The 24,590-nt window shown below is 52.3% G+C and carries 21 protein-coding genes; 19 read left to right on the plus strand and 2 right to left on the minus strand.

Going from position 1 to position 24,590, the window contains the following annotated elements:
• The first annotated feature begins 56 nt into the window (after nucleotides 1–56).
• Both BLQ17_RS01735 and BLQ17_RS01740 read left to right on the plus strand, forming a co-directional pair.
• Nucleotides 57–962, plus strand: a complete 906-nt coding sequence (locus BLQ17_RS01735; protein WP_092219148.1) for a DMT family transporter — start codon at nucleotides 57–59, stop codon at nucleotides 960–962.
• Nucleotides 962–1,372, plus strand: coding sequence for a hypothetical protein (locus BLQ17_RS01740; RefSeq protein WP_092219151.1), 411 nt, complete (start codon nucleotides 962–964; stop codon nucleotides 1,370–1,372). Before BLQ17_RS01735 ends, BLQ17_RS01740 begins: the two co-directional genes overlap by 1 nt.
• Before the next feature lie 143 nt (nucleotides 1,373–1,515).
• Here BLQ17_RS01740 and BLQ17_RS01745 read toward each other — a convergent pair whose 3' ends face one another.
• Nucleotides 1,516–2,130: a CDP-alcohol phosphatidyltransferase family protein gene (locus BLQ17_RS01745; protein WP_092219153.1), complete on the minus strand. Its 615-nt coding sequence runs from the start codon at nucleotides 2,128–2,130 to the stop codon at nucleotides 1,516–1,518.
• Between the two features lie 202 nt (nucleotides 2,131–2,332).
• On the opposite strand from BLQ17_RS01745, the gene BLQ17_RS01750 reads away from it, so the two are divergent.
• The 14 genes from BLQ17_RS01750 to BLQ17_RS01815 all read left to right on the plus strand — a co-directional run bounded on the left by BLQ17_RS01750 (nucleotide 2,333) and on the right by BLQ17_RS01815 (nucleotide 18,883).
• Nucleotides 2,333–3,337: a J domain-containing protein gene (locus BLQ17_RS01750; RefSeq protein WP_092219155.1), complete on the plus strand. Its 1,005-nt coding sequence runs from the start codon at nucleotides 2,333–2,335 to the stop codon at nucleotides 3,335–3,337.
• Between the two features lie 217 nt (nucleotides 3,338–3,554).
• The gene (locus tag BLQ17_RS01755) at nucleotides 3,555–4,670 is read left to right on the plus strand and encodes a tyramine oxidase subunit B (RefSeq protein ID WP_092219157.1); all 1,116 of its coding nucleotides are present in this window, start codon (nucleotides 3,555–3,557) and stop codon (nucleotides 4,668–4,670) included.
• Between the two features lie 17 nt (nucleotides 4,671–4,687).
• Nucleotides 4,688–4,993, plus strand: a complete 306-nt coding sequence (locus BLQ17_RS01760) for a (2Fe-2S)-binding protein (RefSeq protein ID WP_092219160.1) — start codon at nucleotides 4,688–4,690, stop codon at nucleotides 4,991–4,993.
• 9 nt (nucleotides 4,994–5,002) lie between these two features.
• Nucleotides 5,003–6,412, plus strand: a complete 1,410-nt coding sequence (locus BLQ17_RS01765) for an FAD-dependent oxidoreductase (protein WP_092219161.1) — start codon at nucleotides 5,003–5,005, stop codon at nucleotides 6,410–6,412.
• On the plus strand, nucleotides 6,402–7,523 hold the full coding sequence (locus BLQ17_RS01770; protein ID WP_092219163.1) for an NAD(P)/FAD-dependent oxidoreductase: 1,122 nt from the start codon (nucleotides 6,402–6,404) through the stop codon (nucleotides 7,521–7,523). The genes BLQ17_RS01765 and BLQ17_RS01770 overlap by 11 nt, the downstream gene beginning before the upstream one ends.
• A 103-nt stretch (nucleotides 7,524–7,626) precedes the next feature.
• Nucleotides 7,627–7,992 carry a cupin domain-containing protein gene (locus BLQ17_RS01775; RefSeq protein WP_092219164.1) on the plus strand — a complete coding sequence of 122 codons (366 nt, stop codon included), beginning with the start codon at nucleotides 7,627–7,629 and terminating at the stop codon, nucleotides 7,990–7,992.
• A 388-nt stretch (nucleotides 7,993–8,380) separates the two neighbouring features.
• On the plus strand, nucleotides 8,381–10,159 hold the full coding sequence (xsc, locus tag BLQ17_RS01780; protein ID WP_092219329.1) for a sulfoacetaldehyde acetyltransferase: 1,779 nt from the start codon (nucleotides 8,381–8,383) through the stop codon (nucleotides 10,157–10,159).
• 201 nt (nucleotides 10,160–10,360) lie between these two features.
• Nucleotides 10,361–11,752, plus strand: a complete 1,392-nt coding sequence (locus BLQ17_RS01785) for an aminotransferase family protein (protein ID WP_092219166.1) — start codon at nucleotides 10,361–10,363, stop codon at nucleotides 11,750–11,752.
• 117 nt (nucleotides 11,753–11,869) lie between these two features.
• On the plus strand, nucleotides 11,870–12,982 hold the full coding sequence (ald, locus tag BLQ17_RS01790) for an alanine dehydrogenase (protein WP_092219168.1): 1,113 nt from the start codon (nucleotides 11,870–11,872) through the stop codon (nucleotides 12,980–12,982).
• Between the two features lie 118 nt (nucleotides 12,983–13,100).
• Nucleotides 13,101–13,784: a GntR family transcriptional regulator gene (locus BLQ17_RS01795; protein ID WP_092219169.1), complete on the plus strand. Its 684-nt coding sequence runs from the start codon at nucleotides 13,101–13,103 to the stop codon at nucleotides 13,782–13,784.
• 528 nt (nucleotides 13,785–14,312) lie between these two features.
• Complete coding sequence (locus BLQ17_RS01800) at nucleotides 14,313–15,314, plus strand: TRAP transporter substrate-binding protein (protein ID WP_092219172.1); 1,002 nt, start codon at nucleotides 14,313–14,315, stop codon at nucleotides 15,312–15,314.
• Between the two features lie 239 nt (nucleotides 15,315–15,553).
• On the plus strand, nucleotides 15,554–16,135 hold the full coding sequence (locus tag BLQ17_RS01805; protein ID WP_092219174.1) for a TRAP transporter small permease: 582 nt from the start codon (nucleotides 15,554–15,556) through the stop codon (nucleotides 16,133–16,135).
• 14 nt (nucleotides 16,136–16,149) lie between these two features.
• Nucleotides 16,150–17,490, plus strand: coding sequence for a TRAP transporter large permease (locus BLQ17_RS01810; RefSeq protein ID WP_092219176.1), 1,341 nt, complete (start codon nucleotides 16,150–16,152; stop codon nucleotides 17,488–17,490).
• 262 nt (nucleotides 17,491–17,752) lie between these two features.
• Entirely contained in the window at nucleotides 17,753–18,883 is a 1,131-nt protein-coding gene (locus tag BLQ17_RS01815; protein WP_092219178.1) for an NAD-dependent epimerase/dehydratase family protein, read from the plus strand.
• Between the two features lie 115 nt (nucleotides 18,884–18,998).
• On the opposite strand, the gene BLQ17_RS01820 is transcribed toward BLQ17_RS01815, so the two are convergent.
• Nucleotides 18,999–19,319, minus strand: coding sequence for a cupin domain-containing protein (locus tag BLQ17_RS01820; protein ID WP_092219180.1), 321 nt, complete (start codon nucleotides 19,317–19,319; stop codon nucleotides 18,999–19,001).
• Nucleotides 19,320–19,690: 371 nt separating this feature from the next.
• Here BLQ17_RS01820 and BLQ17_RS01825 point away from each other — a divergent pair, with 371 nt between their 5' ends.
• Genes BLQ17_RS01825 through BLQ17_RS01835 form a run of 3 tightly spaced genes read left to right on the plus strand, consistent with a single transcriptional unit; the run spans nucleotide 19,691 to nucleotide 24,513 of the window.
• Nucleotides 19,691–20,623 (plus strand): ABC transporter ATP-binding protein, encoded by a 933-nt coding sequence (locus BLQ17_RS01825; protein WP_092219181.1) that lies wholly within the window; start codon nucleotides 19,691–19,693, stop codon nucleotides 20,621–20,623.
• 15 nt (nucleotides 20,624–20,638) lie between these two features.
• The gene (locus tag BLQ17_RS01830) at nucleotides 20,639–23,554 is read left to right on the plus strand and encodes a Gldg family protein (RefSeq protein ID WP_092219183.1); all 2,916 of its coding nucleotides are present in this window, start codon (nucleotides 20,639–20,641) and stop codon (nucleotides 23,552–23,554) included.
• Nucleotides 23,555–23,556: 2 nt separating this feature from the next.
• The gene (locus tag BLQ17_RS01835; RefSeq protein WP_092219185.1) at nucleotides 23,557–24,513 is read left to right on the plus strand and encodes a DUF4340 domain-containing protein; all 957 of its coding nucleotides are present in this window, start codon (nucleotides 23,557–23,559) and stop codon (nucleotides 24,511–24,513) included.
• Nucleotides 24,514–24,590: the final 77 nt, after the last annotated feature.

Consider the following 24,590-nt stretch of genomic DNA (forward strand, 5'->3'; position numbering starts at 1 on the left):
AAAAACCTCCGACCGGCAGGCCGGGGGTTTTTTTTGTGAGCACATAAATATTTCCCATGTTTTCACTTTCAGCCGCCAGGCAAAAAACCGGCTTTTCCACCCCAGCCCTTGCCACCATCGCCCTGCTGGGTGCCATGCTTCTCTGGTCCAGCTCCTTTATCGCGCTCAAGATAGCGTTTCGAGGCTACCATCCCCAGGTGGTCATCTTCGGCAGAATGCTGGTCGCCTCGCTCTGTTTTTTGCTGGTCGCCCCCAGGCTCGCCCGCGGGCTTCGCTACCGGAAGGGTGACTACAAGCTGATACTCTTCATGGTAGTTTGCGAACCGTGCCTCTACTTCCTGTTCGAGGCCGAGGCGGTTGTCAACACCACCGCCTCCCAGGCAGGTGTCGTCACCGCCATCCTACCCATCCTGACAATGACGGCTGCCGCGTTGTTTCTCAAGGAGAAAGTCGCATCCACCGCATGGATCGGTGCCGGGGTGGCCCTTGGCGGCGTGTGCTGGCTTACTCTCACCAGCAACCCCAGCAGCGATGCGCCCAACCCCATGCTCGGTAATTTCCTGGAGTTCCTGGCAATGGTGTGCGCCACAGGCTACACCATCAGCCTGAAACATCTCGCCGCAAGATACTCGCCCTTTTTCCTCACCGCGCTCCAGGCTTTCGCCGGTACCGTGTTCTATTTTCCCCTGCTGTTTCTACCTTCCACCACCATTCCCGACACTTTTCACCTCCAGTCGGGACTAGCAATTCTCTATCTTGGAGCGGTGATCACCCTGGGCGCTTACGGGCTCTTCAACTTCGCCCTGCAAAAGGTTCCGGCCAACAAGGCCTCTTCCTACGTCAACCTGATTCCGGTATTTTCTGTGGTGCTCGGGTGGCTGGTTTTGGGGGAGACTCTTTCCGCAGTGCAGATTTGTGCAACATTTGTCATCCTGGCAGGCGTCTGGTTCGCCCAGAAATAATGGCTAGGCACAAGCTCACGGATTCGGTCACCGGTTTGAAACTTCGATACGCTACCTGCCTTCTCGGGGTGATGATACTGATAGGCGGCAGTTCTATGGCTGCGGTCAGGTTCTGCCTCGACGGCGACTACCTGCTGATGTGTCTGGTTCTTGGCGCACTCTACCCGGCAACATTTTTTTTGGGCAGGAAACTGGAAAAAATGTTCTTTGTACTCGCCCTCATTAAATTTCTCAGAAACAACGGCGGGACGATGCCGGTCGCCGCCTGCCGTACCTTTATCGCACAACGAAAAAAAACAGCTCGCCAACAGACAGGAGAAAGAGCTTTTGGCGATGAGATTGTCGAACTGCTGATGGCGGAAAATATCGCGTCACTTTCCGGTGAAAACTTGATTCTTGTTCCCCGATAAACCAAAAGTAAATTCTTTATCGCCTCCGGTCACGTTGTGCGCAAGGGCAGCAAGGTCGCAGTGACCTGGACCGAACTGGCTAGCGACACCCAGTCGCTGATCGGTTAAGAGTCCGGGTGGCTGCCTGGCGGGATAGGTTGCTGTCACCTCGTTTTAGCCAGTATCATGTAGCCGGTTACGACCCGGATAATTGTCGTCAGTAAACAGAGCACCGCAAAGCAGACCGCGAGAACCGGAAACCATGACGGGCGAAAACAGGCGAGCACAAATACTACGATCGTTTCGGTCGATTCACAAATCCCGCTCAGGTAATAGAGAGACTTTGCGGGAAAGCGCATACAGGTTAACCCTCTTTTCTGCGCCATTACCGCAAAGGCGAGAAAACTGCTGGAGGTTCCGATAAAACTGAACAGAAGAAAGACCGCTGCCGGTGCGTTGGTGTCCGGCGCACTCAGGGCAAACCCCAGGACCACCGCAGAATAAAAGATAAAATCCAGGACGATATCGAGAAAACCGCCGCTATCGCTCATTGACGTAATCCTGGCCAGAGCCCCGTCAACACCGTCACATATCCGGTTGCCGGCGATACAACTGAGGGCGACCGGGTAGAGATGAAAATAGAGTGCCGGCACCACCCCGATCCCGATCACAAAACCGGTAACGGTCACCAGGTCGGCGGAAACACCGTACTTCTTGAGCTGGGAGGCAGCCCTGTTTAAAGGATGGTTGCAAAGCTGCCAGACATATCGGTCAAACATAGGGCAAAATGCGGACGAACCGCCATATCATATGAACGTTTTGCAAATCCTCCAGCACCGCTTCGTGTAGCCGCAACCCCACTATTTACTGGAACAATGCAGATTACTCAATAAAGCGAGCTGAAAAAACAACAGGTACAAAACCAAAAGGATGAGGTATATGGTATGATACCTGTAAGCTTCTCTCTTATGCGGTTGTGTAATGTATCTAGCAGAAATATATAAAAACGGAACATTTATCTACCAAATCCGTCAGTCTTACAGTCGTGACGGCCGCGGTTTTGACCATCGTCTCGTCTTCGATCTCGGCGACGATCCCAGACGCTACCTCCATCACTACGACGACTACGTAGTCCTCTTTGCAACGGTTCTGGTCGATGCGGTGAGCGCGGCCGGAGCCGAAGACCCGGAGGCGATGCTCGAACAGCTGCTGTGGCGATTTTTGCCGCAACAGGTAAGAACCAGGTTCGACCTCTTTTCCGCGAGAAAAGCGGCACCTGCAACCAGGCTCAGCCCGACGGAACTCGAGCAGATTGGTGCCCAGGTCCACCTGTTCGACCGGAGAAGACTCTACTATCTGCGATACGGCGCTGTAGACCAGAGCCGGCTGTACCGGCTTCATGAAAAATGCTGCCGGCCGCTGCTCGGCCAGTCAAGGGATGAGCGTGAGTTTTACTTTGTCCAGGAGGAAAAGGTCCTCGATCCCGGCAGTTACTTCCAGTATGTCTATGCAATCTTCAACCTGCAGAAACATTTTACCCAGTCATTTGCGTCCTGGATGCCGGAGGCGCTGGCGTTTGAGGAAATCAGCGAGTATCTCATAACAGCCGTATGTTGCCTGCAAGGTGATGAAACATTCTGGCAAAAAAAAACCGAAACAGACTCTTTGCACCCGCACCTTGCCCGCTACCTGATCATGTTTTTTGATTTTGCTCCTGGTCCTCGTTCTTTTATCAGTGACTTCGCGCGCGCCTTCATGAACTCCCACCGCCAGTTCAGGTGGCCCGAACACAAAACCGGTGCCACCGCCGAGCAGATCAGAAGACTGCTCGGAGTCGACTCCTTTGCCGTAAAGAAGATGACGAGAGAGGAGCTCAACCGGCTCTACCGGCAAAAAGCGATGCAGCTGCACCCGGACAAGGGGGGAGACCATGAACTGTTCATCGAGCTGACCGAGGTCTACAGGATGCTGGTTAAATCAAAGTAGTGGCATATTTTTTTCCTTTTCTTTTGCAAAACCCTTGGCCTATAATTTATTGGTATACAAATAATTTTCACTTTCTCATCCAGGCCGAAAAGAAAAGTTGTTCTGCTGTGCGAAAACGTCTTCTTGACAGATGTCTGATATGTGATATATCATAAAATTTTATATTCAACTCAAGCAAAAAGCAGGTGGAAGTTTAAAATTTTACTGTGAGGTAACTATGTCTTCGTCGCAACTTGCAATGAAATTTCTTTCGCAGATGGACATGATCGCAGCCGGCGTCACCGATATGGATAAATGTATCGAAGTGATGAGTGAAGTCTTTATCCTGGCCGGCAAGGGCGACTATGTAATGGGAGGATCAACACGTAATTCCCATGGCCAGAGGATCTGGTTTCCACCAGAGCCGAAATTTGACGGGATGCCTAAGGGGGGGCCTGACCAGCGATTCATGGCCCTTCCTGGATACCTCGGCGGCCGATTCAGGGTGTGCGGCAACAAGTGGTACGGCTCCAACGTCCACAATCCTGCCAAACACGGGCTGCCGCGGTCGATCCTGCTGATGACGCTCAATGACGCTGAGACAGCAAGACCTCTGGCCATCATGGAGGCGAATATTCTCAGCGGCATGAGGACCGGAGCCGTGGTCGGACTGAGCGCGAAGTATCTCGCCCGCGATGACAGTGAGACCTTGGGGGTAATCGCCGCAGGTCCCATCTCCAAATTCTCGGCCACCGCAATTATCAAGGCGTTGCCATCGCTTAAAAAAGTAGTGGTCTACGACATAAATGAAGAAGCGGCCAAAAGGTTCTGCACGGAAATAGGTGAGCAACTCGATATCGACGTATCCGTCGTCAATCGATTTGAGGATGCCGTCCGCGGCCAGGATGTAATCACCTCAGCCATCTCTGGTGACCACACCCCCCTGTTTGAGGATAAATGGTTGAAAGAAGGCTCCCTGCTCACCCTGCCGGGCAGGGCTAACGTCGAAGAGGATTACCTGCGCCACGCCTATATCGTCCCCGATTGCTGGGAAATGCAGAAAACCTACAAGATCGAGGGGATGATGCTGCCGAAAGAGGAGCGAACCATTCCCCACCTGCAGCTGCACAACATGATCGACAGGGGTGAAATCAAGGAAAGCGATATTCACGATCTCGGCAAGATTGCCGCCGGCATTGCTTCAATCGAAAAAAACAGCAACAAAAAGAGATATTTTATCTCAAACGGTACCATTCTCCAAGATATAGGATGGGGGATGACAATGTATGAAAGTGCACTTCAAAAAGGTCTGGGCCAGGATCTGGTTCTCTGGGAAAAGCCCTACCGTATTTAACAACTAAAGAGACTCCGATGGTTAACCAAAATAGCAGATTCAGCTGGAGCGACACGGGTGCTGCAGACAAAACGGTGAACGTAATCTTTGAAGGACAAAACTGCACCGTCCCCGAGGGGGTCACGGTCGCGGCGGCTCTTCTGGGCCACGATGACAACCACTTCTGTCATTCAGCTGCCCAGGGCGACAAGCGGGCCCCCTACTGTCTCATGGGAGTCTGTTTCGAGTGTCTGGTGGAAATCGACGGCCTGAAAAATCGTCAGGCGTGCCTTGAACCGGTTTACGAAGGCATGAACGTCAAACGGCAGCAGGTTGAGGGGTAACAGGATCAAATGAAAACTAAATATGATGCGATAGTGGTTGGAGCCGGTCCTGCAGGTCTTGCCTGCTCAGCGGAACTTACCGCCAAGGGCCTTGACGTTGCCCTTGTTGACGAACAGAGTTCTCCAGGTGGTCAGATCTACCGCAATATTACTCGGGCAACCGTCAACCGCCACAATATTCTCGGCAGCGACTATTCCGAAGGGTTACAGGTAGTAAAGGAATTCACCGAGGGCGGCGGTACATATCTGCCGAGAACCCGGGTGTGGCAGGCGGAAGCCACCGGCGACGTCTACTTTTCACGGGACGGCTACTCCGGAGCCCTGCACGGTGAATATATCGTTCTTACCACCGGCGCCATGGAGCGTCCGGTGCCGTTTCCCGGCTGGACACTGCCGGGGGTGATGACCTGCGGCGGGATGTCGAATCTGTTCAAAGACTCCGGCCTGGTGCCCAAGCAACCGGTAGTGATCTGTGGCAGCGGACCGCTGGTGTGGCTTGTTGCCGAGCATCTGCTGGCCCTTGACGCCCCGATCACCGCGATCCTCGACACCACGCCGATATCCCAGATCACGGCGGCGATGAAACATGTGGGGGGCGCATTGAAGCGGTTTGACTACATGATGAAAGGTATCAAGATGATAGCTGGTGTCGAGGCCAAGGCGCGCAAAAAAAAGGTGCCGCTTCACCGTAATATCAGCCACCTTGAGGCCATCGGCACCGACAGGGTTGAACGGGTGAGCTGCAAGAAAGGGGCGCGGACCCTCAGCTTCGAGGCGTCCACCCTGCTGGTTAGTGAGGGGATCATCCCCAATACCTCGCTGCTGCGCCAGGTTGGGGTAAAACATACCTGGAATCCGGTGCAGCGCTTCTGGCACCCCGACGTCACCCTCGAAGGACGTACCAATCTCGATTCGGTTTTCGTTGCCGGAGACGGCAGTTTCGTGCATGGAGCCAAGTCAGCTGAATACAAAGGCCGACTCACCGGCCTTACCATTGCAAGGGAGCTGCACCGGCTCAGTGATCAACAGTTTGCCGAACAGTCAGCGCCTGTAAAGGAGAAGCTCAAGCGGGAACTGCTTCCCCGTCCTTTTATCGACGCCCTCTACGCTCCGGCGAAAAAACTCTACGCACTCGCAGACGATACCATCGTCTGCAGATGCGAATCGATAACTGCCGGCAGAATACGTGAATTCATCGCCGAAGGATATGTCGATCACAATGAAATAAAAGCGATCATCCGTTGCGGAATGGGACCGTGCCAGGGCAGGATGTGTTCTTCGGCAGTCTTTGAACTTATCGCTGAAGGTTCTGGTCTTGCGCCGGAAACAATACGGCAGCACAGGTTGCGCCCGCCAATCAAGCCGGTAAGCCTGCAGGAGCTCGCCAACGCTAAAGTAGGAGAAAACGATGAAAGCTGATGTACTGATCGTTGGCGGCGGACTCATGGGCTGCGCAACGGCGATTGAACTTGCGCGAAAGGGAAAGAGCGTCACTGTTTTTGAAAAGGATGTGCCGGGAAGACACGCTTCGGGCAACAACTCAGGGGGAGTGCGCTGCCAGGGACGTGATCTCAGGGAAATTCCCTTTGCCGTTGAATCACGCAAGATGTGGGATCTCCACCCCAAGACCGTGTCCAGCGACTGCGGTTTTTACGTCTCTCCCCGGTTGCGACTGGCGGAAAACGATGCGGAAATGGAAGTCCTTGTCAAGAGACAGGAAAAACTCAACAGCCTCGGATACACCCATGAAGTGGTCGTCGACCTCAACGAGGTAAGGCGTCTCTCGCCAAACGTCGCCGACCACGTGGTCGGAGGTCTTGTCTGTTACACCGACGGGTTGGCCAATCCGATGCTCACATCCAAAGCCTACGCTGCCGCCGCAGGGCGCGAAGGGGTACAGATACTAACCCGGACAAGGGTGGTCGAAGTGCAGACCATGTCCTGGGGATTCAAGCTCAGGACCGCGGATGGCAAGGTTTATGAGGGCGAAACCCTGATAAATGCGACAGGAGCCTGGTCCGGCAGGTTTTCCGAGATGCTCGGTGACCCTCTGCCCGTATTCTCCGCAGCCCCCACCATGATGGTTACCGACCGCATGGCGGATATGATGAACGGCACTTCCCTTGGACTTACCGGCCGGCTTCTCGGGTTGATGGCGGCACAGAACGGCACAATCATCGTCGGCGGGGGATACCGTTCCCCCCATGACCTGGAAAAAGAGAAAATCTGGATAGATCCGATGCAGATGACCAAGGCCTCGAAGATTATGATCGAAGTTCTTCCAGGCCTCAAAGACGCCCAGATGATACGCTGCTGGGCCGCGTTTGAAGGATGCCTTGCCGATAAAGTGCCCATTGTTGGTAGTTCAAAACAGGTCCCCGGACTTTTCCATGTCTGCGGTTTTTCCGCCCACGGTTTCCAGCTGGCACCGATAATGGGCAGAGTCATGAGCCAGATCGTTCTCGGTCAGCAGCCGGACTTTCCCCTGGATGATTTCCGTCCGGACAGGTTTGAACAAAAAGTCAAGTAGAGCCCATTCATTTCATCCTGCGCAGAATAGCAGCAGCCACACGACATATGGCGCCGCCTTCAAGGAGGCGCCTTTTCAATAAGGAACACAAAGGAGAACATAGATGTCTGAAGGAAAAATCACAACCATTGGCAAATCGGAAGTACTCAAGCACACCTCGGCGCCGAAAGTAAACCCCAAAACAGGAGAGCCGCACGCCAACAACTGGACATATTTCGAGCACAGCTCAGGCAACTTCAAGGCAGGCATATGGGACTGCACCGCCGGCAGCTGGGAACACAACCATCCCAAACTTGAGTTCTGTTACATAGTGGAAGGCAGTGTGAAGGTGGTCGAAAAAGACGGTCCGACACACGAATACAAGGCCGGCGACTCTTTTGTCGTGCCAAAAGGCACCCCGGTTACCTGGATTGTCGAAGATTACGCCAAGAAAATCTTCGTTTCCGCGGCGAATCTGGAAAACGAATAACCCCCCTCCGGCGGCGGCCGCTTTCCCCTGTCACCTGCCAGGCCGAACGCACCGCCGCTTCTCCTTAAAGGCGCCGAAAACAAAGCTTTTTCCCTTTTCCCCTTACCGACAGCCCCCACTTCCGTCTTCGCTAAAATTCCCCTATGTCCCTAAGGTAAGGTTTTTATTTGGTTTTCAGATTATCTGGAGTTCTGCCAAAAATTACCTTTTATTTTGCCACGCAAAAATAGATAATTCTTTTAAATTTATCTTGACAACATCCTGGTATCTGATGTATCAGATATCTAACAGTAGTTTATGGCGATCCATAGATCGTATCCGGAATTCAGTATCTGGGATGATCGAGGCAATAGAACACAAAAAATTTTGGAGGCTTACAATGGCTAAAATCAAGATGACTACAGAAGAGGCGTTTATCAAGGTTCTTCAGATGCATGGTATTGAGCATGCTTTTGGAATTATCGGTTCCGCGATGATGCCCGTATCGGATCTTTTCCCGAAAGCAGGAATCACCTTCTGGGACTGTGCCCACGAAGGTAACGCAGGTATGATGTCTGACGGATACACCCGTGCATCCGGCAAGATGTCAATGATGATCGCCCAGAACGGTCCCGGCATCACCAACTTCGTAACTCCGGTTAAGACCGCTTACTGGAACCACACCCCGCTTCTTTTGGTTACTCCCCAGGCTGCCAACATGGCAATGGGTCAGGGCGGTTTCCAGGAAGTTCCCCAGATGGCAGCTTTCGAGGATATGGTTGCTTATCAGGAAGAAGTTCTGCATCCCTCCCGTATCGCCGAAGTTCTCAACCGTGTAATCATCCAGGCCAAGCGCGCTTCCGCACCTGCCCAGATCAACGTTCCCCGTGATTTCTGGACCCAGCAGATCGAAATCGAACTGCCGGTAGTCGTTGATTTTGAGCTTCCCGAAGGCGGATCCGACGCGATCGCCAAGGCGGCAAGCCTCCTTTCTAACGCTAAATTCCCGGTGATTCTCAACGGCGGCGGCGTAGTAATTGGTGGCGCGATCGAAGATTCCAAGGCTCTGGCCGAGCGTCTTGACGCACCTGTATGCTGCGGATACCAGCACAACGACGCGTTTCCCGGAAGCCATCCCCTGCACACCGGAACCCTTGGCTACAACGGTTCCCGTGCCGCTATGGAGCTGATCTCCAAAGCAGACGTAGTTCTCGCACTGGGTACCCGTCTCAACCCGTTCTCCACCCTGCCGGGATACGGCATGAACTACTGGCCGGAAAATGCAGAGGTTATCCAGGTAGACATCAACCCCAATCGTATCGGCCTGACCAAGAAGCTGGCCGTAGGCATCGTCGGTGACGCCAAGAAAGTTGCCAATGCCATTCTCGCACAGCTCTCCGATAACGCCGGCGACGCTGACCGTGAAGAGAGAAAAGCCACCGTTGCCAAAGTCAAGGCAGCCTGGGCAGCCGATCTTGAGACCATGGACCACGAGGCCGATGATGAAGGCACCACCTGGAACGCACGTGCACAGGAAGCCGATCCGAACAAGATCACTTCCCGTATGGCATGGCGGGCAATCGTGAAAGCTCTTCCCGAGAACGCCATCATTTCCAGCGATATCGGAAACAGCTGCGCCCTGGGTGCCGCATACCCCACTTTTGAAGAAGGACGCAAGTATCTCGCTCCTGGTATGTTCGGACCCTGCGGTTACGGCTTCCCGGCAATCTGCGGCGCCAAAGTTGCCAAGCCGGACGTTCCGGTCGTAGGTTTTGCAGGCGACGGTGCATTCGGTATCTCCATGAACGAGATGGTCTCCTGTGGTCGTGATTCCTGGCCGGCGGTAACCATGGTCGTTTTCCGTAACTACCACTGGGGTGCAGAAAAGCGTAACACCACCCTCTGGTACAGCGACAACTTCGTAGGAACCGAGCTCAACCGCGACGTGTCCTATGCAGCCATCGCCAAGGCGTGTGGAGTTGAAGGCGTTCAGGCATGGAGCATGGAAGAGGTAACCGAAGCGCTCAAAACTGCTGTCAAGGCGCAGATGGAAGAAGGCAAGACCACCTTCATCGAAGTTATGACCAACATGGAACTCGGCGAGCCGTTCCGCCGCGACGCCATGAAGAAGCCTGTTGCCGTTGCAGGAATCGATAAGGCAGATATGCGTCCGCAAACCGGTGCATAAGCGCAGTTAGTTTTCCCTCGGGCATCTACCTCACAGGGTGTCCGATTTTCTGGCACCGGCAGATCATCATTATGGGATCTGCCGGCTGCCAGTTGCAAAAAATATATTACGAGGATGCAGTAACCCGATACCTGGCGAGCTTCTTCGGGGCTGATTCGGTTACTGGCTGATTATACGTCAACGAAAAAAGGAATTTAGCTCATGAAAAACGCAGATTGGCTTGAATACAATGCGGACGAAATGGTCAAAGCGGACAAGGAATGTCTGTGGCACCACCTTAAGCCTCACAAAGTATTTGAATCCCAGGAACAGATGATCATCGTCGAAGGTGAAGGCATCAACGTAAAAGACATTCGCGGCAGGGAGTTCATCGATATGACCTCCGGCGGCGTATGGAGCGTCATGGTAGGCTATGGCCGCGAATCAGTCGCCAAGGCCGTCTATGACCAGCTGGTAAAAATGCCGTATTTCGCAGGTGTTTTCGGCAACGTACCGGCTATTAAGTTTGCTCAGAAACTTCTTGAGAAACTGCCTCGTCTCGACAAGGTCTACTTCTCAAACAGCGGTTCTGAAGCTAACGAAAAAGCTTTCAAAATTGTACGCCAGGCCTCCAATATCGTTCCCGAGAGAAAAGGTAAGTACAAGATCCTCTTTCGCGACCGCGACTATCATGGCACCACCATCGGCGCAATGAGCGCCACCGGACAGATTCAGCGGAAACAGGACTTCGGTCCGTTCGTTGAAGGTTTTGTGGAAGTTCCCCACTGCTGCTGCTATCGCTGCCCGTTCGACAAGACTTACCCCGACTGTAACATCGACTGCGCAAGAGCCGTTGAGGACGTCATCGCAAGAGAAGGCGCAGACACCATCGGCGCACTGATCGTTGAGCCGATCACCGCTGGCGGCGGTATCATCCCGCCGGTCAAGGAATACTACCCGATCGTTCAGGATATCTGTAAGAAGCACGACATCTGGCTGATCATGGACGAAGTCGTATGCGGATTCGGCCGAACCGGAAAATTCTGGGGCCACGAACACTACGAAGTGGATCCGGACATCGTCACCATGGCCAAGGGTCTTGCCAGCTCTTACGAGCCGCTTTCGGCAACCGTTGTAAAACAGCACGTCTACGACCTTTTCCTCAACACCACCGATGAAGCGTCCAGGCTGAATTACTTCCGCGACATCAGCACCTACGGTGGCTGCGCCGGTCCGATGGCCGCCGCCCTCGAATCGACTCGCATCATCGAGGAGGAAAACCTGCTTGAAAACACCGTGGTCGTTGGTGAATACATGCTTGAAAAACTGAACGAACTCAAAGATCTGCCCATAGTTGGCGATGTTCGCGGCCAGGGTCTTTTCTGCGGTATCGAATTCGTTCGCGACAAAGAAACCAAAGAGCCCGTTTCAGAAGCCGAAATGGCGACCATCATGGGCAACGTACTTGGCCAGGGCGTCATCGTTGGCCGGACCAACAGTTCCTTTGATGGACTGAACACCGTAATGAACTTCGCGCCCTCCCTGATTATCACCAAGGAACAGGTGGACACCGTCGTTGCGGCTATCAGAAATGCCATTGAAAAAGGAATTTAATATATATATAGCGGTCGCCCATCAATAGGGCGGCCGCTAACCCCCAAACTAACGCAGCCGGGCGGTTGCCTGGTTGCGAATTCAAAAATGTTTTTATAATACCCACGGAGGTGGATAATGAAAGTTGGAATTTTAAAAGAAATCAAAGTTCTGGAAAACAGGGTCTGCATGGTTCCTACCGGCGTTGCTACCATGATTGCAAACGGCCACGAGGTTTATGTAGAGAACAATGCCGGTGCCGGCGCAGGTTTTAGCAACGAAGAGTACGTGGCTGCCGGAGCAACCGTTCTCGACACCCCTGCCGACGTCTACCAGACCTGCGATATGGTAATGCATGTTAAAGAGCCGCAGCCTTCTGAATACGACATGATCCGCGAAGGTCAGATCGTTTTCACTTACCTGCATCTCGCCGCTGACGAGCCCCAGACCAAGGCACTGATGAAAGCCAAGTCGATCAACATCGCTTACGAGACCATCGAGAAGAAAGACGGTTCCCTTCCGCTGCTCGTGCCCATGAGTGAAGTTGCCGGTCGTATGGCTGCCCAGGAAGGCGCCAAGTACCTCGAAATGCCCCAGGGCGGCAGAGGCGTTCTTCTCGGCGGCGTAAAAGGTGTTGCTCCCGCAACCGTTGTAGTAATCGGCGGCGGTGTGGTTGGTATCAACGCAGCAAAAATGGCAGCCGGTCTTGGAGCCCAGGTATACATCCTCGACACCAACCTTGAAAGACTTGCATATCTTGACGACGTTATGCCGGCCAACGTTTTCCCGGTCATGTCCAACCCTGCGATCCTCAAAGAGTACGTAACCAAGGCTGACGTGGTAATCGGTGCAGTTCTCATTCCGGGCGCCAAGGCTCCCAAGCTGATCACCCGCGAAATGCTCAAGGATATGAAAGACGGTGCAGTAATCGTCGACGTTGCAATCGACCAGGGCGGCTGCTTCGAAACCTCCAAGGCAACCACTCACGCAGAGCCTACCTTCACTGTTGAGGGTGTTGTTCACTACTGTGTTGCCAACATGCCTGGCGCGGTCGCACGTACCTCCACCATCGCTCTTACCAACGCCACCTTGCCGTATGCTGTACAGATCGCCAACAAGGGCTGGAAAAAAGCAATGCAGGAGAACGAAGAGATCAAACTGGGTGCCAACGTCATCGACGGCCAGATCACCTACAAGGCAGTTGCCGAAGCATTCAACCTGGATTACACCCCTGTTGAAAAATTTCTTTAAACCCTGCTTTACCGTGTGGCCGAAGGTATCTGGTCCATTGACATGGTGTGAATCTATAGTATGTTAGAAGCAAAAGAACCAGAGAGCACCAACGCCACACTATTTGAACGAGGATAAGATGAATAGCGCATTACAGTTTTCGTCTCTGAGTGACCAGGTATACACCTACCTCAGGACGCAGATGAATCAGGGAGACCTGGTACCCGGATCAACCATCAATATCGGTGAAATCGCAAAGCAACTCGGTATCAGCAAAACCCCCCTGAGGGATGCGCTTATTCATCTTGAACTCGAAGGTTTCGTCACCATACTCCCCAGAAGGGGAGTACGGGTAAACCGGATGGGGATAGACGATGTAAAAAAAGCCTACGATGCCGTCGGACTCGTTGAAGCGTTCATCGTACAGACAAACTTCGAGTTGATCACCCCATCCCATATTGAACGACTGGAAGAACTGAATGAGCGTATCATCGCCGATCTTGAAAAAGACGATTTCAGCAATATTTTCCATACCAACCTGAAATTTCACCACGTCTATATCGACATCTGCGACAACGAACTGCTCAAAAAATTCATCCTTCCCATCAAGCACCGGTTGTACGACTTTCCCAGGCAGAACTATATCGCCGAGTGGGAGGTACGAAACTGCCAGGAGCACAATGAGTTCATCGAAGCACTGAAAAGAGGCGATGCCGGGGAAGCCGGCTCAATTCTCAAGGATAAGCACTGGTCCTTTGAGTACCAGAAAGATTTTATCTATGACTTTTACCAGGTGGCGGAAAACGAAGACTCACTCGTTTGACTCCCCTAAAAAAGGCCATAGCTCGCCATACTCATTCTTATAAATTGCCGGATGGGTGCGGCGGGGGTGTTAATCGGCAGTGGATATCATCCTGAGAAAAATGATTACGGTAACTGCTGAAAATGCTGCAACTATATGTAACTACCTGTAAAACCGAGGTTTCTTATTGTGTGAGCGTAGCAGATTTTGCTTGACAACCATATAAGCATCTGATATATCAGATATCAAATATTGAACATCAAACATTACGTCACTTCAGACTTTGCTTGATAACCTATGAACACGAGCGACATTCCTTTTTTAAGAACAGACCATAACGGACCGCCGCCGACGGCATCGCCGCCAGCTAGACTGCCCGCTTGGCCGCCCGCTTGGCCGCCAGTGCCCAACTCCACGCATCACCCTTCTTTCTCTGCCGTACCCCTTCTTTTTCTGCTTTTTTCAGCTTTTCACATAGTCCCAGATCTTTTAACTATCAATGCAATTGATGCATTGATTAACTCTTAATTTAACAAATAGGAGCAAACCATGAATTTTCACAAAGCGCGAATTCTCCCTGCAGTATTTGCTATCGTCGCACTGCTGTTTGCAGGCAGTGCAGCATCCGCCAAAACCTTTAAAATGGCTATCGGCGACGCCCAGGGCGGAACCCAGTGGGCGCTGGCCGAGAAATTTTCCGAACTGTTCACTGAAAAAACCGGAGGCAAGCATAAAGTTTCTTTGTTTCCCAACGGTCAGTTAGGCTCCGAGCAGGACACCATCAACGACGCGGCCATGGGAACCCTTGATTTTTCCCTGCTGGCGGTCAACAATATCACTCCCTTTTCTCCCACTGTAGGTGTTCTCACCCTTCCCTACGTCATCCTCGGTCTTGACGACGCTGTTACCCTCACCCATGGCGAGGTAGGCAAGGAACTGGTTGAAAACACCATCAGAGACGCCGGCGTCAGGATCATCGGCTGGGCATATTCCGGTTTCCGGGTACTCACCAACTCCAAAAAGCCGGTTGCAACTCTTGATGATCTCAAGGGACTGATTATTCGGGTACCGAAAAATGAGATCATGATCGCGACTTATCAGGCATGGGGCTGCAACCCCACCCCGATGGCCTGGTCCGAAACCTTCACCGCCCTGCAGCAGAAGGTTGTCGACGGACAGGACAACCCGTTCATCACCGTCAGCGCCATGAAGTTTTACGAAGTACAGAAATACATAACCACCATCCGCTACATCTTCTCTCTTGAGCCCCTCGTAATCAGTGAGGCAGTATTCCAGGATCTCAAGCCCGAGCTGCAAAAAGCGGTACTTGACGCAGGACAGGAAGCAACCCTCTACTCCGAGCAGTATCTCAAGGATAGCGAAGCTGCCATCATCAAGGATCTGGAAGCCAAAGGCATGGAGATCAGCGCTCCTGCAGACGACGAGAAAGAGTGGATCGAAGCGGCAACTTCCGCGGTATGGCCGAAGTATTATGACTCCATCGGCGGCAAGGATAAATTTGACAGCATCATGAAAGTTCTCGGACGCTAAGTCCGGCATTGCTGCTCAACGCTGATGCACCGGGGATTGCTGTTTTTCTTATGCGAAAACCACCAATCCCCCTTCTCCGGTTCACTTTTTTCAACACTATTCTGGACCGGAGAGCTTTTTAGGAAAATTCCACCTGTTTGCATTTTCCCTACATAACGCCCAGGTGCCTGTCCGCAGACCCGTGACGCAAAGCAGACCCGTGATGCAAACCATTCGTCCAACCAAACTAGGAGCTAAAAATGAACATGAAATCACTGTTCACCAGGCTACTTGACAATTTTGAAAGTTACATCTGCCGGCTGCTGCTGATCACTTTTGTATCACTTCTGCTGGTTCAGATAATCTCGCGCGAAGTCTTCGACCACTCCTCATCCTGGATTGAAGAACTGTCGACCTATCTTTTTGTCTGGTTCGCCTATTTCGGCCCAAGCCACGCCGCCAAAATGGCTGCTCACAACAGGGTTACCTTTCAATTCAAGCTGTTCCCGAAAATTGTCCAGACCGTGTGTGAATTCATCGCCGACATGATCTGGCTCTCTTTCAACTTATATTTTGTCTACCTCAGTTACGATTTTGTTTTCCACAAGATGAACGCTTTCTGGAAATCGCAAACCCTCGGCGTTCCGATGAAGTATTTCTACATAGTGCTCCCCGTTGCTTTTGTACTCATGTCGATTCGAGTTATCCAGGTAAATTACCTCAAACTTGTCAAGGGAATCGATATCAGGGATCCTGATTCCTCAGAGCTCGAGAGTCTTTTCGAGGACATGAAGGATTCACCGGAACCGGCAGCGGCTCCAAATACAAAAACTACTAACTGATCCGGAGAAAGAATATGGAAACCACCGTAGTCCTGGTCTTATTCGGCGCCTTCCTCGGTCTCCTGATTTTTGGAGCCCCTATTACCGTATCGCTGGGTGTTTCAGCGATGGCCGCCTTTATGTACCTAGATGAAAACCCAATCAAACTCGTGCAAATCGCCTTTAGATCCGTCGGATCTTTTCCGCTGATGGCCCTGCCGTCTTTTATCCTCGCAGGAGCTCTAATGGAGGCGGCCGGCGTTTCCAAACGGCTCGTTAAAATTGCCGAATCATTTGCCGGCCCAATCACCGGGGGGCTTGGTGCTGCAACCGTTTTCGCCTGCATCTTTTTCGGCGCCATTTCCGGATCAGGGCCTGCCACCACCGCAGCCGTCGGCATGCTGATGATCCCCGCCATGGTCAATCGCAACTATGACCGTGGTTACGCCTCCGCCATCACCGCATCCTCCGGGGGCCTTGGCGTAATCGTTCCCCCCTCAATTCCGATGGTTATCTTCGGAATCTCCGGGATGGGGCTGCAGCCGCCGGCGGAAGCGATTGAAAAGTTCGGCCAATTCCAGTCCCTGTCTATTCCCAAACTGTTTATAGCCGGATTTTTGCCCGCCATGCTTATTGCCACCGGGGTGCTGATTGCCAACTACTTCAGGAGCAAGAAAGCCGGCTATACCGGTATCTCCGAGAGCTGGTCTTTCAGGGAAATGATCGGCACCATCAAGAGCGGCATCTGGTCGGTACTTGCCCCGCTCATCATCCTCGGCGGAATCTACAGCGGTTACTTCACCCCGACCGAATCGGCTATCGTAGCGATTTTCTATACAGTCTTTGTCGGGGTATTTCTGCACAAGGAACTCAAGCTCAAGGATTTCTTCCACTCCCTTGAGACCACTACCTGGATCACCGGCAGGGTTCTTCTGATACTCTTTACCGCGACCGTATTCGGCAGGCTGCTGGTGGAAAACGAGATCCCGGCAATCGTCGCCCAGGCGCTGCTCAATTTCACCAGCAACATGTATCTGATCTGGGCGCTTATAATCGGTTTTCTGGTGTTTGTCGGCATGTTCATGGAAACCCTTGCCACCATCATGATCCTCACCCCGGTACTGCTCCCGGTTATGTATACCCTTGGAGTCGATCCGGTCCATTTCGGCGTTGTCATGGTCTCCACCCTGGCCATCGGTTTCCAGACGCCGCCTCTTGGCGAGAACCTCTTTGTCGCCTCCGGTATCGGCGGCTCCAGTATCGAGGAAATCTCAGTCAAGGCATTGCCGTTTTCACTGTTGTCGATAGTGGCCATTTTCCTTATAGCATTCTTCCCGCAGATCTCGCTGTTTATCCCTGGATTGCTCGGATATTGACCGGAGATATCCCCTCCACTTCGATGGCCGTTAGTTGAAATGCCGGGACCAACCGGTCCCGGCATTTTACCTTGATCCCTGTAAGTTCCCCCACCCGGCAACCATGTTGCCGATCATATCGCTTTTGCCATAACCTCAAATAATTGTTGCGTCCTTTTCTGCAAATTCGTACCATTTTACCTGTTGCCGAATAAAAACGGCAGTTGCCGCCTCTTTTCACCGCAGGCAGCTGACCGATCAACCCAATAGGACAGGAAGCTGTATGAACAAAAAGGTAGGCGTTGTCATAGGAGGCTCCGGCCTTATCGGCGGAACCATCGTCAATTATTATAAAACAGTCCACGCAGATACCATCGATATCCGGGCGCCAAGCAGCAAGAAACTTTCTCTTCGTGAGGAAGATGATATTCGCCGCTACATGATCGAGGTGAACCCGCACTTTATCATCAACGCCGCCATGGCCAATCTCGGCTCCGACGGCCAGCTCGCCTATGAGGTCAATTACCGGGGCCCCGTCAACCTTGCTCGCGCCGCCGCCGGTCTCGGGGTGCCGCTGATCCACATGACTTCTGCAGCCACCCTTCCACCAGGAAAAAATCTCACCGAACAGGACACCCTCTCGCTCAGACCGAACCTGAGTAACTACGCCAAGTCAAAATTGATGGCGGAGAAAAGCCTCCACCTCATGGCCCGGACCGGCAGTCTTGACTATTCCTGCGTCAGACTGGCGATAGTTTATGGTGCTCATGACCATAAAATCCAGGGATTTCACCGATTGCTGTTCTCCGTTGCCGACGAATCCATGCCGGTACTGTTCACCAAAAAAAACACCCTGCATTCGTATACTAATGCAAAAAAACTGCCCTACCTCGTCCACCACATGCTGGAGCACCGCGAGGAATTCAGCGGCCAGACCTTCAACTTTGTCGACCGCCAGCCGGTGGATCTTTCGGCGCTGATTCTTGAAATAAAATCGTTTCTCAACCTCAATCTGCCCAAGAAGATCTACGTCCCTTTCTGGTTCGCCACCTCAGGCAAAAAGACGCTTGAAATCATGCTGCGCCTTTTCCGCAGGGTGGGACTGAAAGCAAACCTTCCCCCTGAACTCATCTTTCTCGACAGTTTTTACAAATCCCAGACCCTGTCGATCACCAAGCTCGAGAAATCTTCTTTTGTTGACCCTTACCCCTGGGAAACGATCCATACCATGCTTCCGGAGCTTATCTACTACTATCTTTCGCGCTGGACCAGGGAAAACCTTATCACCACCTACAAGGACAAGCTCGACCATGAAAAATCGGTGGAAGACATCTTCGACCAGGACCCGCAGCGTCTTCTTGACCTGGTTCACGCCCAGGGGCTGAACGCCTATTCTGATCTTAGTGAAAACTAGTCCCTGTCCTTTGCTGAAATACAGGGACCTGGTCCTATCCGACGACATCCGGTTTGCAGGTAATGCTCCAGCCTTTTCTAGCGGAATCTGCCCCTGGTGCCGGGTATAAACAAGCTTATATGGGAGGAGCGATCGTCACCAGAATTCTCATCCTGGTGGATGCCAGCACCCCGTGGGGCTCCCTGATCTGGGAAATAAGAATATCGCCTCTGGTTGCCGGTATCCTGCTGTCACCGTGGCCGAGGAAAAACCCCTCCCCCTCAAGAACCTGGATTGTCAACTCCCCGTCAAGGTCATGGGAGTGCACCGGGAAAGTCACGCCTTCGTCGAGGTTGAAATTGATAATTTTGAAATTGGGCGAATCCTCGACCAGAAAATAGCGCTTCATCTGTTTCGGGGTAAACTCCCTGGTGTCGTCAAGCTGTATTACTTTCATATCGATCTCCTTTATTCTATGGACTAGCTCACTCGTTAAGCTGGCTGTTGCCTTTTGAAAAGCAACTCCCGTGCCATACCTTTTCTCGCGTATCTTCAGGGTGTTAGCCAAAGTGTTATTAAATATACAACACCTGTACGTTGTAATTTAAACATCATTGTTATCACATGCACAACAACTGCACCTCAATTTCGCTAAAGGGCGCCGCTAGCCGCCACTTGTAGTGATAACATTACATTTTAATTACATTTCCCTTCCTTGTCCTCTACCCTCTTGATTTGCAGGAACTTCTTTTTATTATGAGAGTAAATCCGTTACCTGCAGGATAGTACTTCACATAGAACCTAACCATCGCCCATGGAGTCTCGACAATGATTCAAGCTAGCAACATCATCCGCAAATATGGCGACTTTGCAGCCGTTAACGACATATCCTTTACGGTTAAAAAAGGGGAGATTGTCGGCCTTCTCGGCCACAACGGCGCCGGGAAGACCACCATTATGAAAATGTTGACCGGCTATCTCGAACCGACCGGCGGCACCATCAAAATCGATGGGCTTTCAATTTCTGAAAACAGAAGTCTTGTCCAGAAAAAAATCGGCTATCTGCCGGAGAACTGTCCCGTCTATCCGGAGATGACCATCCTAGGCTATCTCGATTTTGCTGCTTCACTGCGAGGAATAAAGAAAGCAGACAGGGAGCCCCTTATCATCGAGGCAGTCAGGCGGACCGCCTTGAAGGAGAAAGCAACCGCCCCCATAGCAACCCTGTCAAGAGGGTACCGCCAAAGAACCGGGGTTGCCCAGGCTATTCTCCATAAACCGGAAATTCTCATCCTGGACGAACCGACCAACGGTCTTGACCCTACACAGATCCAGCAGATGAGGAGTCTCATAACCGAGCTGGCGAAAAACTCAACGGTAATAATTTCAACGCACATTCTCCAGGAAGTTCAAGCCATATGCGACCGGGTAATAATCGTGAAAAACGGCAAGATAGCACTCGATTCGCCTTTTGGTGAGCTGAACAAAAGCAGCCGGCTGTTGATCAGGGTAGGGGCTCACCAGGACGATGTTGAACCCTTGGTTACAACCATAACCGGCGTCAAATCGGTGGCTGTTCATAAAAACGACAGCGTTTCCGGTCCAGGGGCAACTTTCGCCCTCACTCTTGAGAGCAATGGTGACAGGGACGCCACAACAGCTGAACTTGCCAGAACTGTCAACGACCAGGGGTGGGACCTCTACTCCATGCATTTTGAAGCCAGGAATCTGGAAACCGTTTTTGCGGAAATAAGCGAATAAGGGGGGAAACATCAGATGAACATATTGAAACGGACCGTCGCCAAAGAGTTCGGAACCTTTTTCTGCTCTCCGGTGGCGTTTATCTTTCTCGGCTCCTTTCTGGCGATCAACCTGTTTATTTTCTTCTGGGTTGAAACATTTTTCGCTCGCAACATTGATGAGATACGCCCGCTTTTTGAATGGATGCCCATCCTTCTCATCTTTCTTTGCGCAGCCACAACCATGCGCATGTGGTCCGAAGAGCACCGTTCAGGCACCCTGGAGTTCCTTTTAACCTCCCCGGCAACCCCCTTCACTCTCGTCGCCGGCAAATTTTTCGCGTGTCTTAGCCTTCTCACGATTGCGCTTGTTCTCACCCTGCCCCTGCCGATCACCGTAAGTTTTCTCGGCCAGATGGATTGGGGACCGGTGTTGGGAGGTTACCTCGCAACTCTTTTTCTCGCCGGGGCCTATATCGCCATCGGTCTTTTCGTAAGTATACATTCAGAAAACCAGATCATCAGCCTCATTACCACCGTCGTAATCTGCTGGCTGTTTTACCTGATCGGCTCGGACGCGCTGATCGGATTTTTCGGAAACAGGAGTTCCGAGATACTGCAGCTGCTGGGCAGCGGATCGCGATTTGAATCGATTACCCGCGGGGTTGTCGATTTTCGCGACCTCTACTATTACCTCAGTATCACCGCGGTATTTCTCTGTCTCAACCTCTACGGGCTTGAGAAAATTCGCTGGGCGTCCAATCCCACCAGTTCCATCCACCGACGCCTGCGCCTCTGCTGTGCGCTGATTATCGCCAACCTCATCGTCGCCAACTTCTGGCTGGCACCGATCACCAATTTCCGCAGTGATATAACCTCGAGAAAAATCTATTCCCTTTCCGACGGAACCCGCAGCTACCTGCAGCAGCTCAAGGAACCCCTGCTTATCCGCGGATATTTTTCTCCGCAGACCCATCCGCTGCTGGCGCCGCTGGTTCCCAGACTTCGTGACCTGTTAAAGGAATACGCCATAGCCGGAAAAGGCAAGGTTCGCGTAGAGTTCGTCAACCCTATCGAGAATCCTGAGATGGAAAGAGAAGCCGGCCAGAAATACGGCATACGCCCCGTCCCGTTCCAGACTTCGAGCAAATACCAGGCTTCGGTGACCAACTCATACTTCGATATCCTCATTACGTATGGCGACCAGTTTGAAACACTTGGATTTCGGGACCTGATCGAGATTAAAGCCAAGGATGAACAGGATTTTGACGTAGATCTGCGCAACCCGGAATATGACATCACCAAGTCCATCAAAAAAGTGCTCTACAGCTACCAGGGCGGCGGCGACATCTTCACCACCCTGTCCCAGCCGGTCAAGTTTATCGGCTATTTTTCCGCGGATAAGCGGCTGCCAAAGGAACTGGCTGCGTTTAAAAAGGAAATCATGGTCCTGGTCGACGACCTTGCAAAGAAGAGCGACGGCAAACTTGACGCCACGATCATGGACCCGGAGGAAAATGGCGGCGAACTGGCGGATAAGCTCGAATCACAATACGGGTTCAGGCCGATGAGCGCGAGCCTGTTCGACCAGAATACCTTCTGGTTTTACATGACTCTTACCAGCAACGACCAGGTAGTTGAGATACCGCTCCCGGAATCTTTTGACAAAGAAAGCCTCCAAAGATCGTTCATGAGCGGTCTCAAACGTTTTGACCGTGGGTTCACCAAGACCATTGCCTTCAACACGCCTCCATCGCCGCCACCGATGCCGCAATACGCAATGAGGCAACCATCCGGTCCGCAGTTCAACGCCCTGCGCGAAATACTCTCCCGGGAACATATCATTACCGAGGAAGACCTGAAAAGCGGCCAGGTGGCCCCCGAAGCAGACCTGCTGCTGGTGGTCGCGCCCGAGAACCTTGATGAAAAACAGCTCTTTGGTATCGATCAGTTCCTGATGCAGGGTGGCACGGTGATCATCGCGACCTCATCGTTCAATGCGTCATTTACCAACAAGATTACGCTGGCAGAGCAGTCGTCGGGTCTGGACAAATGGCTCGCCCACAACGGGGTAACCATCGGCAAGACGATGGTTCTCGACCCAAAAAACAGCACCTTTCCCGTTCCCGTAGAAAGAGATGTCGGGGGATTTACCGTCAGAGAGACCCATATGGTAAACTATCCGTACTTTGTCGATATCCGCCCTGACCAGATGAACGACAACAGCCCCATAGTTACCGGTCTGAATCAGGTGACGATGAACTGGCCATCACCGATTACAGTCGACGAAAAGAAAAACCGGAACCGTAAGGTCACCCCGCTGCTCAACAGCTCGGACAGGAGCTGGCTCTCAGGTTCAAACGAGGTCCAGCCCGATTTCAAACGGTACGACGAGCTCGGGTTTCCGGTCGAAGGCCAACAGGCCAGCCATCTTCTGGGTGTCGCCATAGAAGGGAGTTTTACCTCCTATTTTGCCGGTAAGCCGTCCCCCTTGAATACGGCGACGGCTGGTGGGGATGATGGTCCGCCACCAAAAGATGGTGACAGCAACAACGTTCAATCCCCCGAAAAGGAACTGATCGTCCGGCAGGTCGACAAGTCTCCCGGTTCGTCCAGAATAGTAATCTATGGCTCAAACTGCTTTTTAAACGACACCACTCTGGGCATCAACTCAAGTGCCATGCAGACAGGATATCTGGAGCCGATGCAGCTCATTGCCAATACCATCGACTGGGCTCTGGAAGACCAGGGTCTTCTCGACATTCGCGGCAGAAGCCATTTCGCCCGTCCGCTTGTTCCCATGACCCGCGATATGCAGCTGTTCTGGGAATACCTCAACTACGCCCTGGCGATCCTGGGCCTGGTACTGGTGTGGATTGTAAAGACCGTTGTAAAGAAAAAGAGCGGTGCAAGACAACTTGAACTCCTGCAACAACTCGAGGGGAGGATGTGACAATGATCAAGAAAATAACATATGCAGCCGCGATCCTGCTGGTTATACAGGTTGGCCTGACCCTGTTTCTCAACACCAGGCCTACCGGACTTGAAGTGGGTCAACCCGATTCCTTTTTCTCCCGCTTCAGCCAGGGAGATGTTACTTCGCTCACAATAACCGATGATGACGGCAACAAACTCGCTCTTGCCAGAAAAAATTCGGACTGGTTTATCGATCGTGACTACCCAGTCCCGGTTGACAACACCATGGTAAACACCCTGCTGGAAAAACTCGCAAAAGCCAGGACGGGTCTAGCCGTGGCCACATCATCCGGTTCAGCCAGGCGGTTCGCCACTGCCGATGATGATTTCAATCGCCATGTCATTGTGAAAAAACAGCAAGATGTTGCCGCAGATTTCTATCTCGGTACCTCCGCGGGTCTTCGCCAGAGCCACGTGCGAAAATCCGGTGAAAAAGCTGTTTTCACCATTGCCATTAGCGATTTTGAGATGTCAACGGCCGAGGACGACTGGATCGATAAAAATCTTGTTAAAATAGACGGACACCAGCTAACGGAAATCGGTGTCAGGAAAATAGTCCTGAAAAAGACAGATGCCATATGGGAACAGACCGAGCCCGAAACAGCCGCTCTCGATCAGGACAAAGTCGGTGAGCTTGTGGATACCGTGACCGGATTCACCGTACGGCATATCTTCAATCCCGCCGAGGTCTCGTCGCTTTTTGCCGGTGCCACCGCCGAACATATTGCGATAACGCTCGACAACGGCAACAAGCTTACCTACTCGCTGGTAAAAAAAGATGATTCCTACGTCCTGAAAACATCAGACAGCGATCTCTATTTCGAAGTGCCGCCGTGGCAGGTGGAGCCGCTTGTTGAACTTGACCCGGAACAACTCAAGGCAACGGCTAAAAGCAAAGATTCCGGCGCTGAACCGGTTGCTTCCAGCGGGACCTGAGATTCGGCGCCGCCCAGGGCGTTGTCTTTTTTCTTCACATCAGACAGCGCCCCGGGATTTTCCTTGAGCCTGCCGGC

This window comes from Desulforhopalus singaporensis, from assembly GCF_900104445.1.
Lineage (GTDB): Bacteria > Desulfobacterota > Desulfobulbia > Desulfobulbales > Desulfocapsaceae > Desulforhopalus_A > Desulforhopalus_A singaporensis.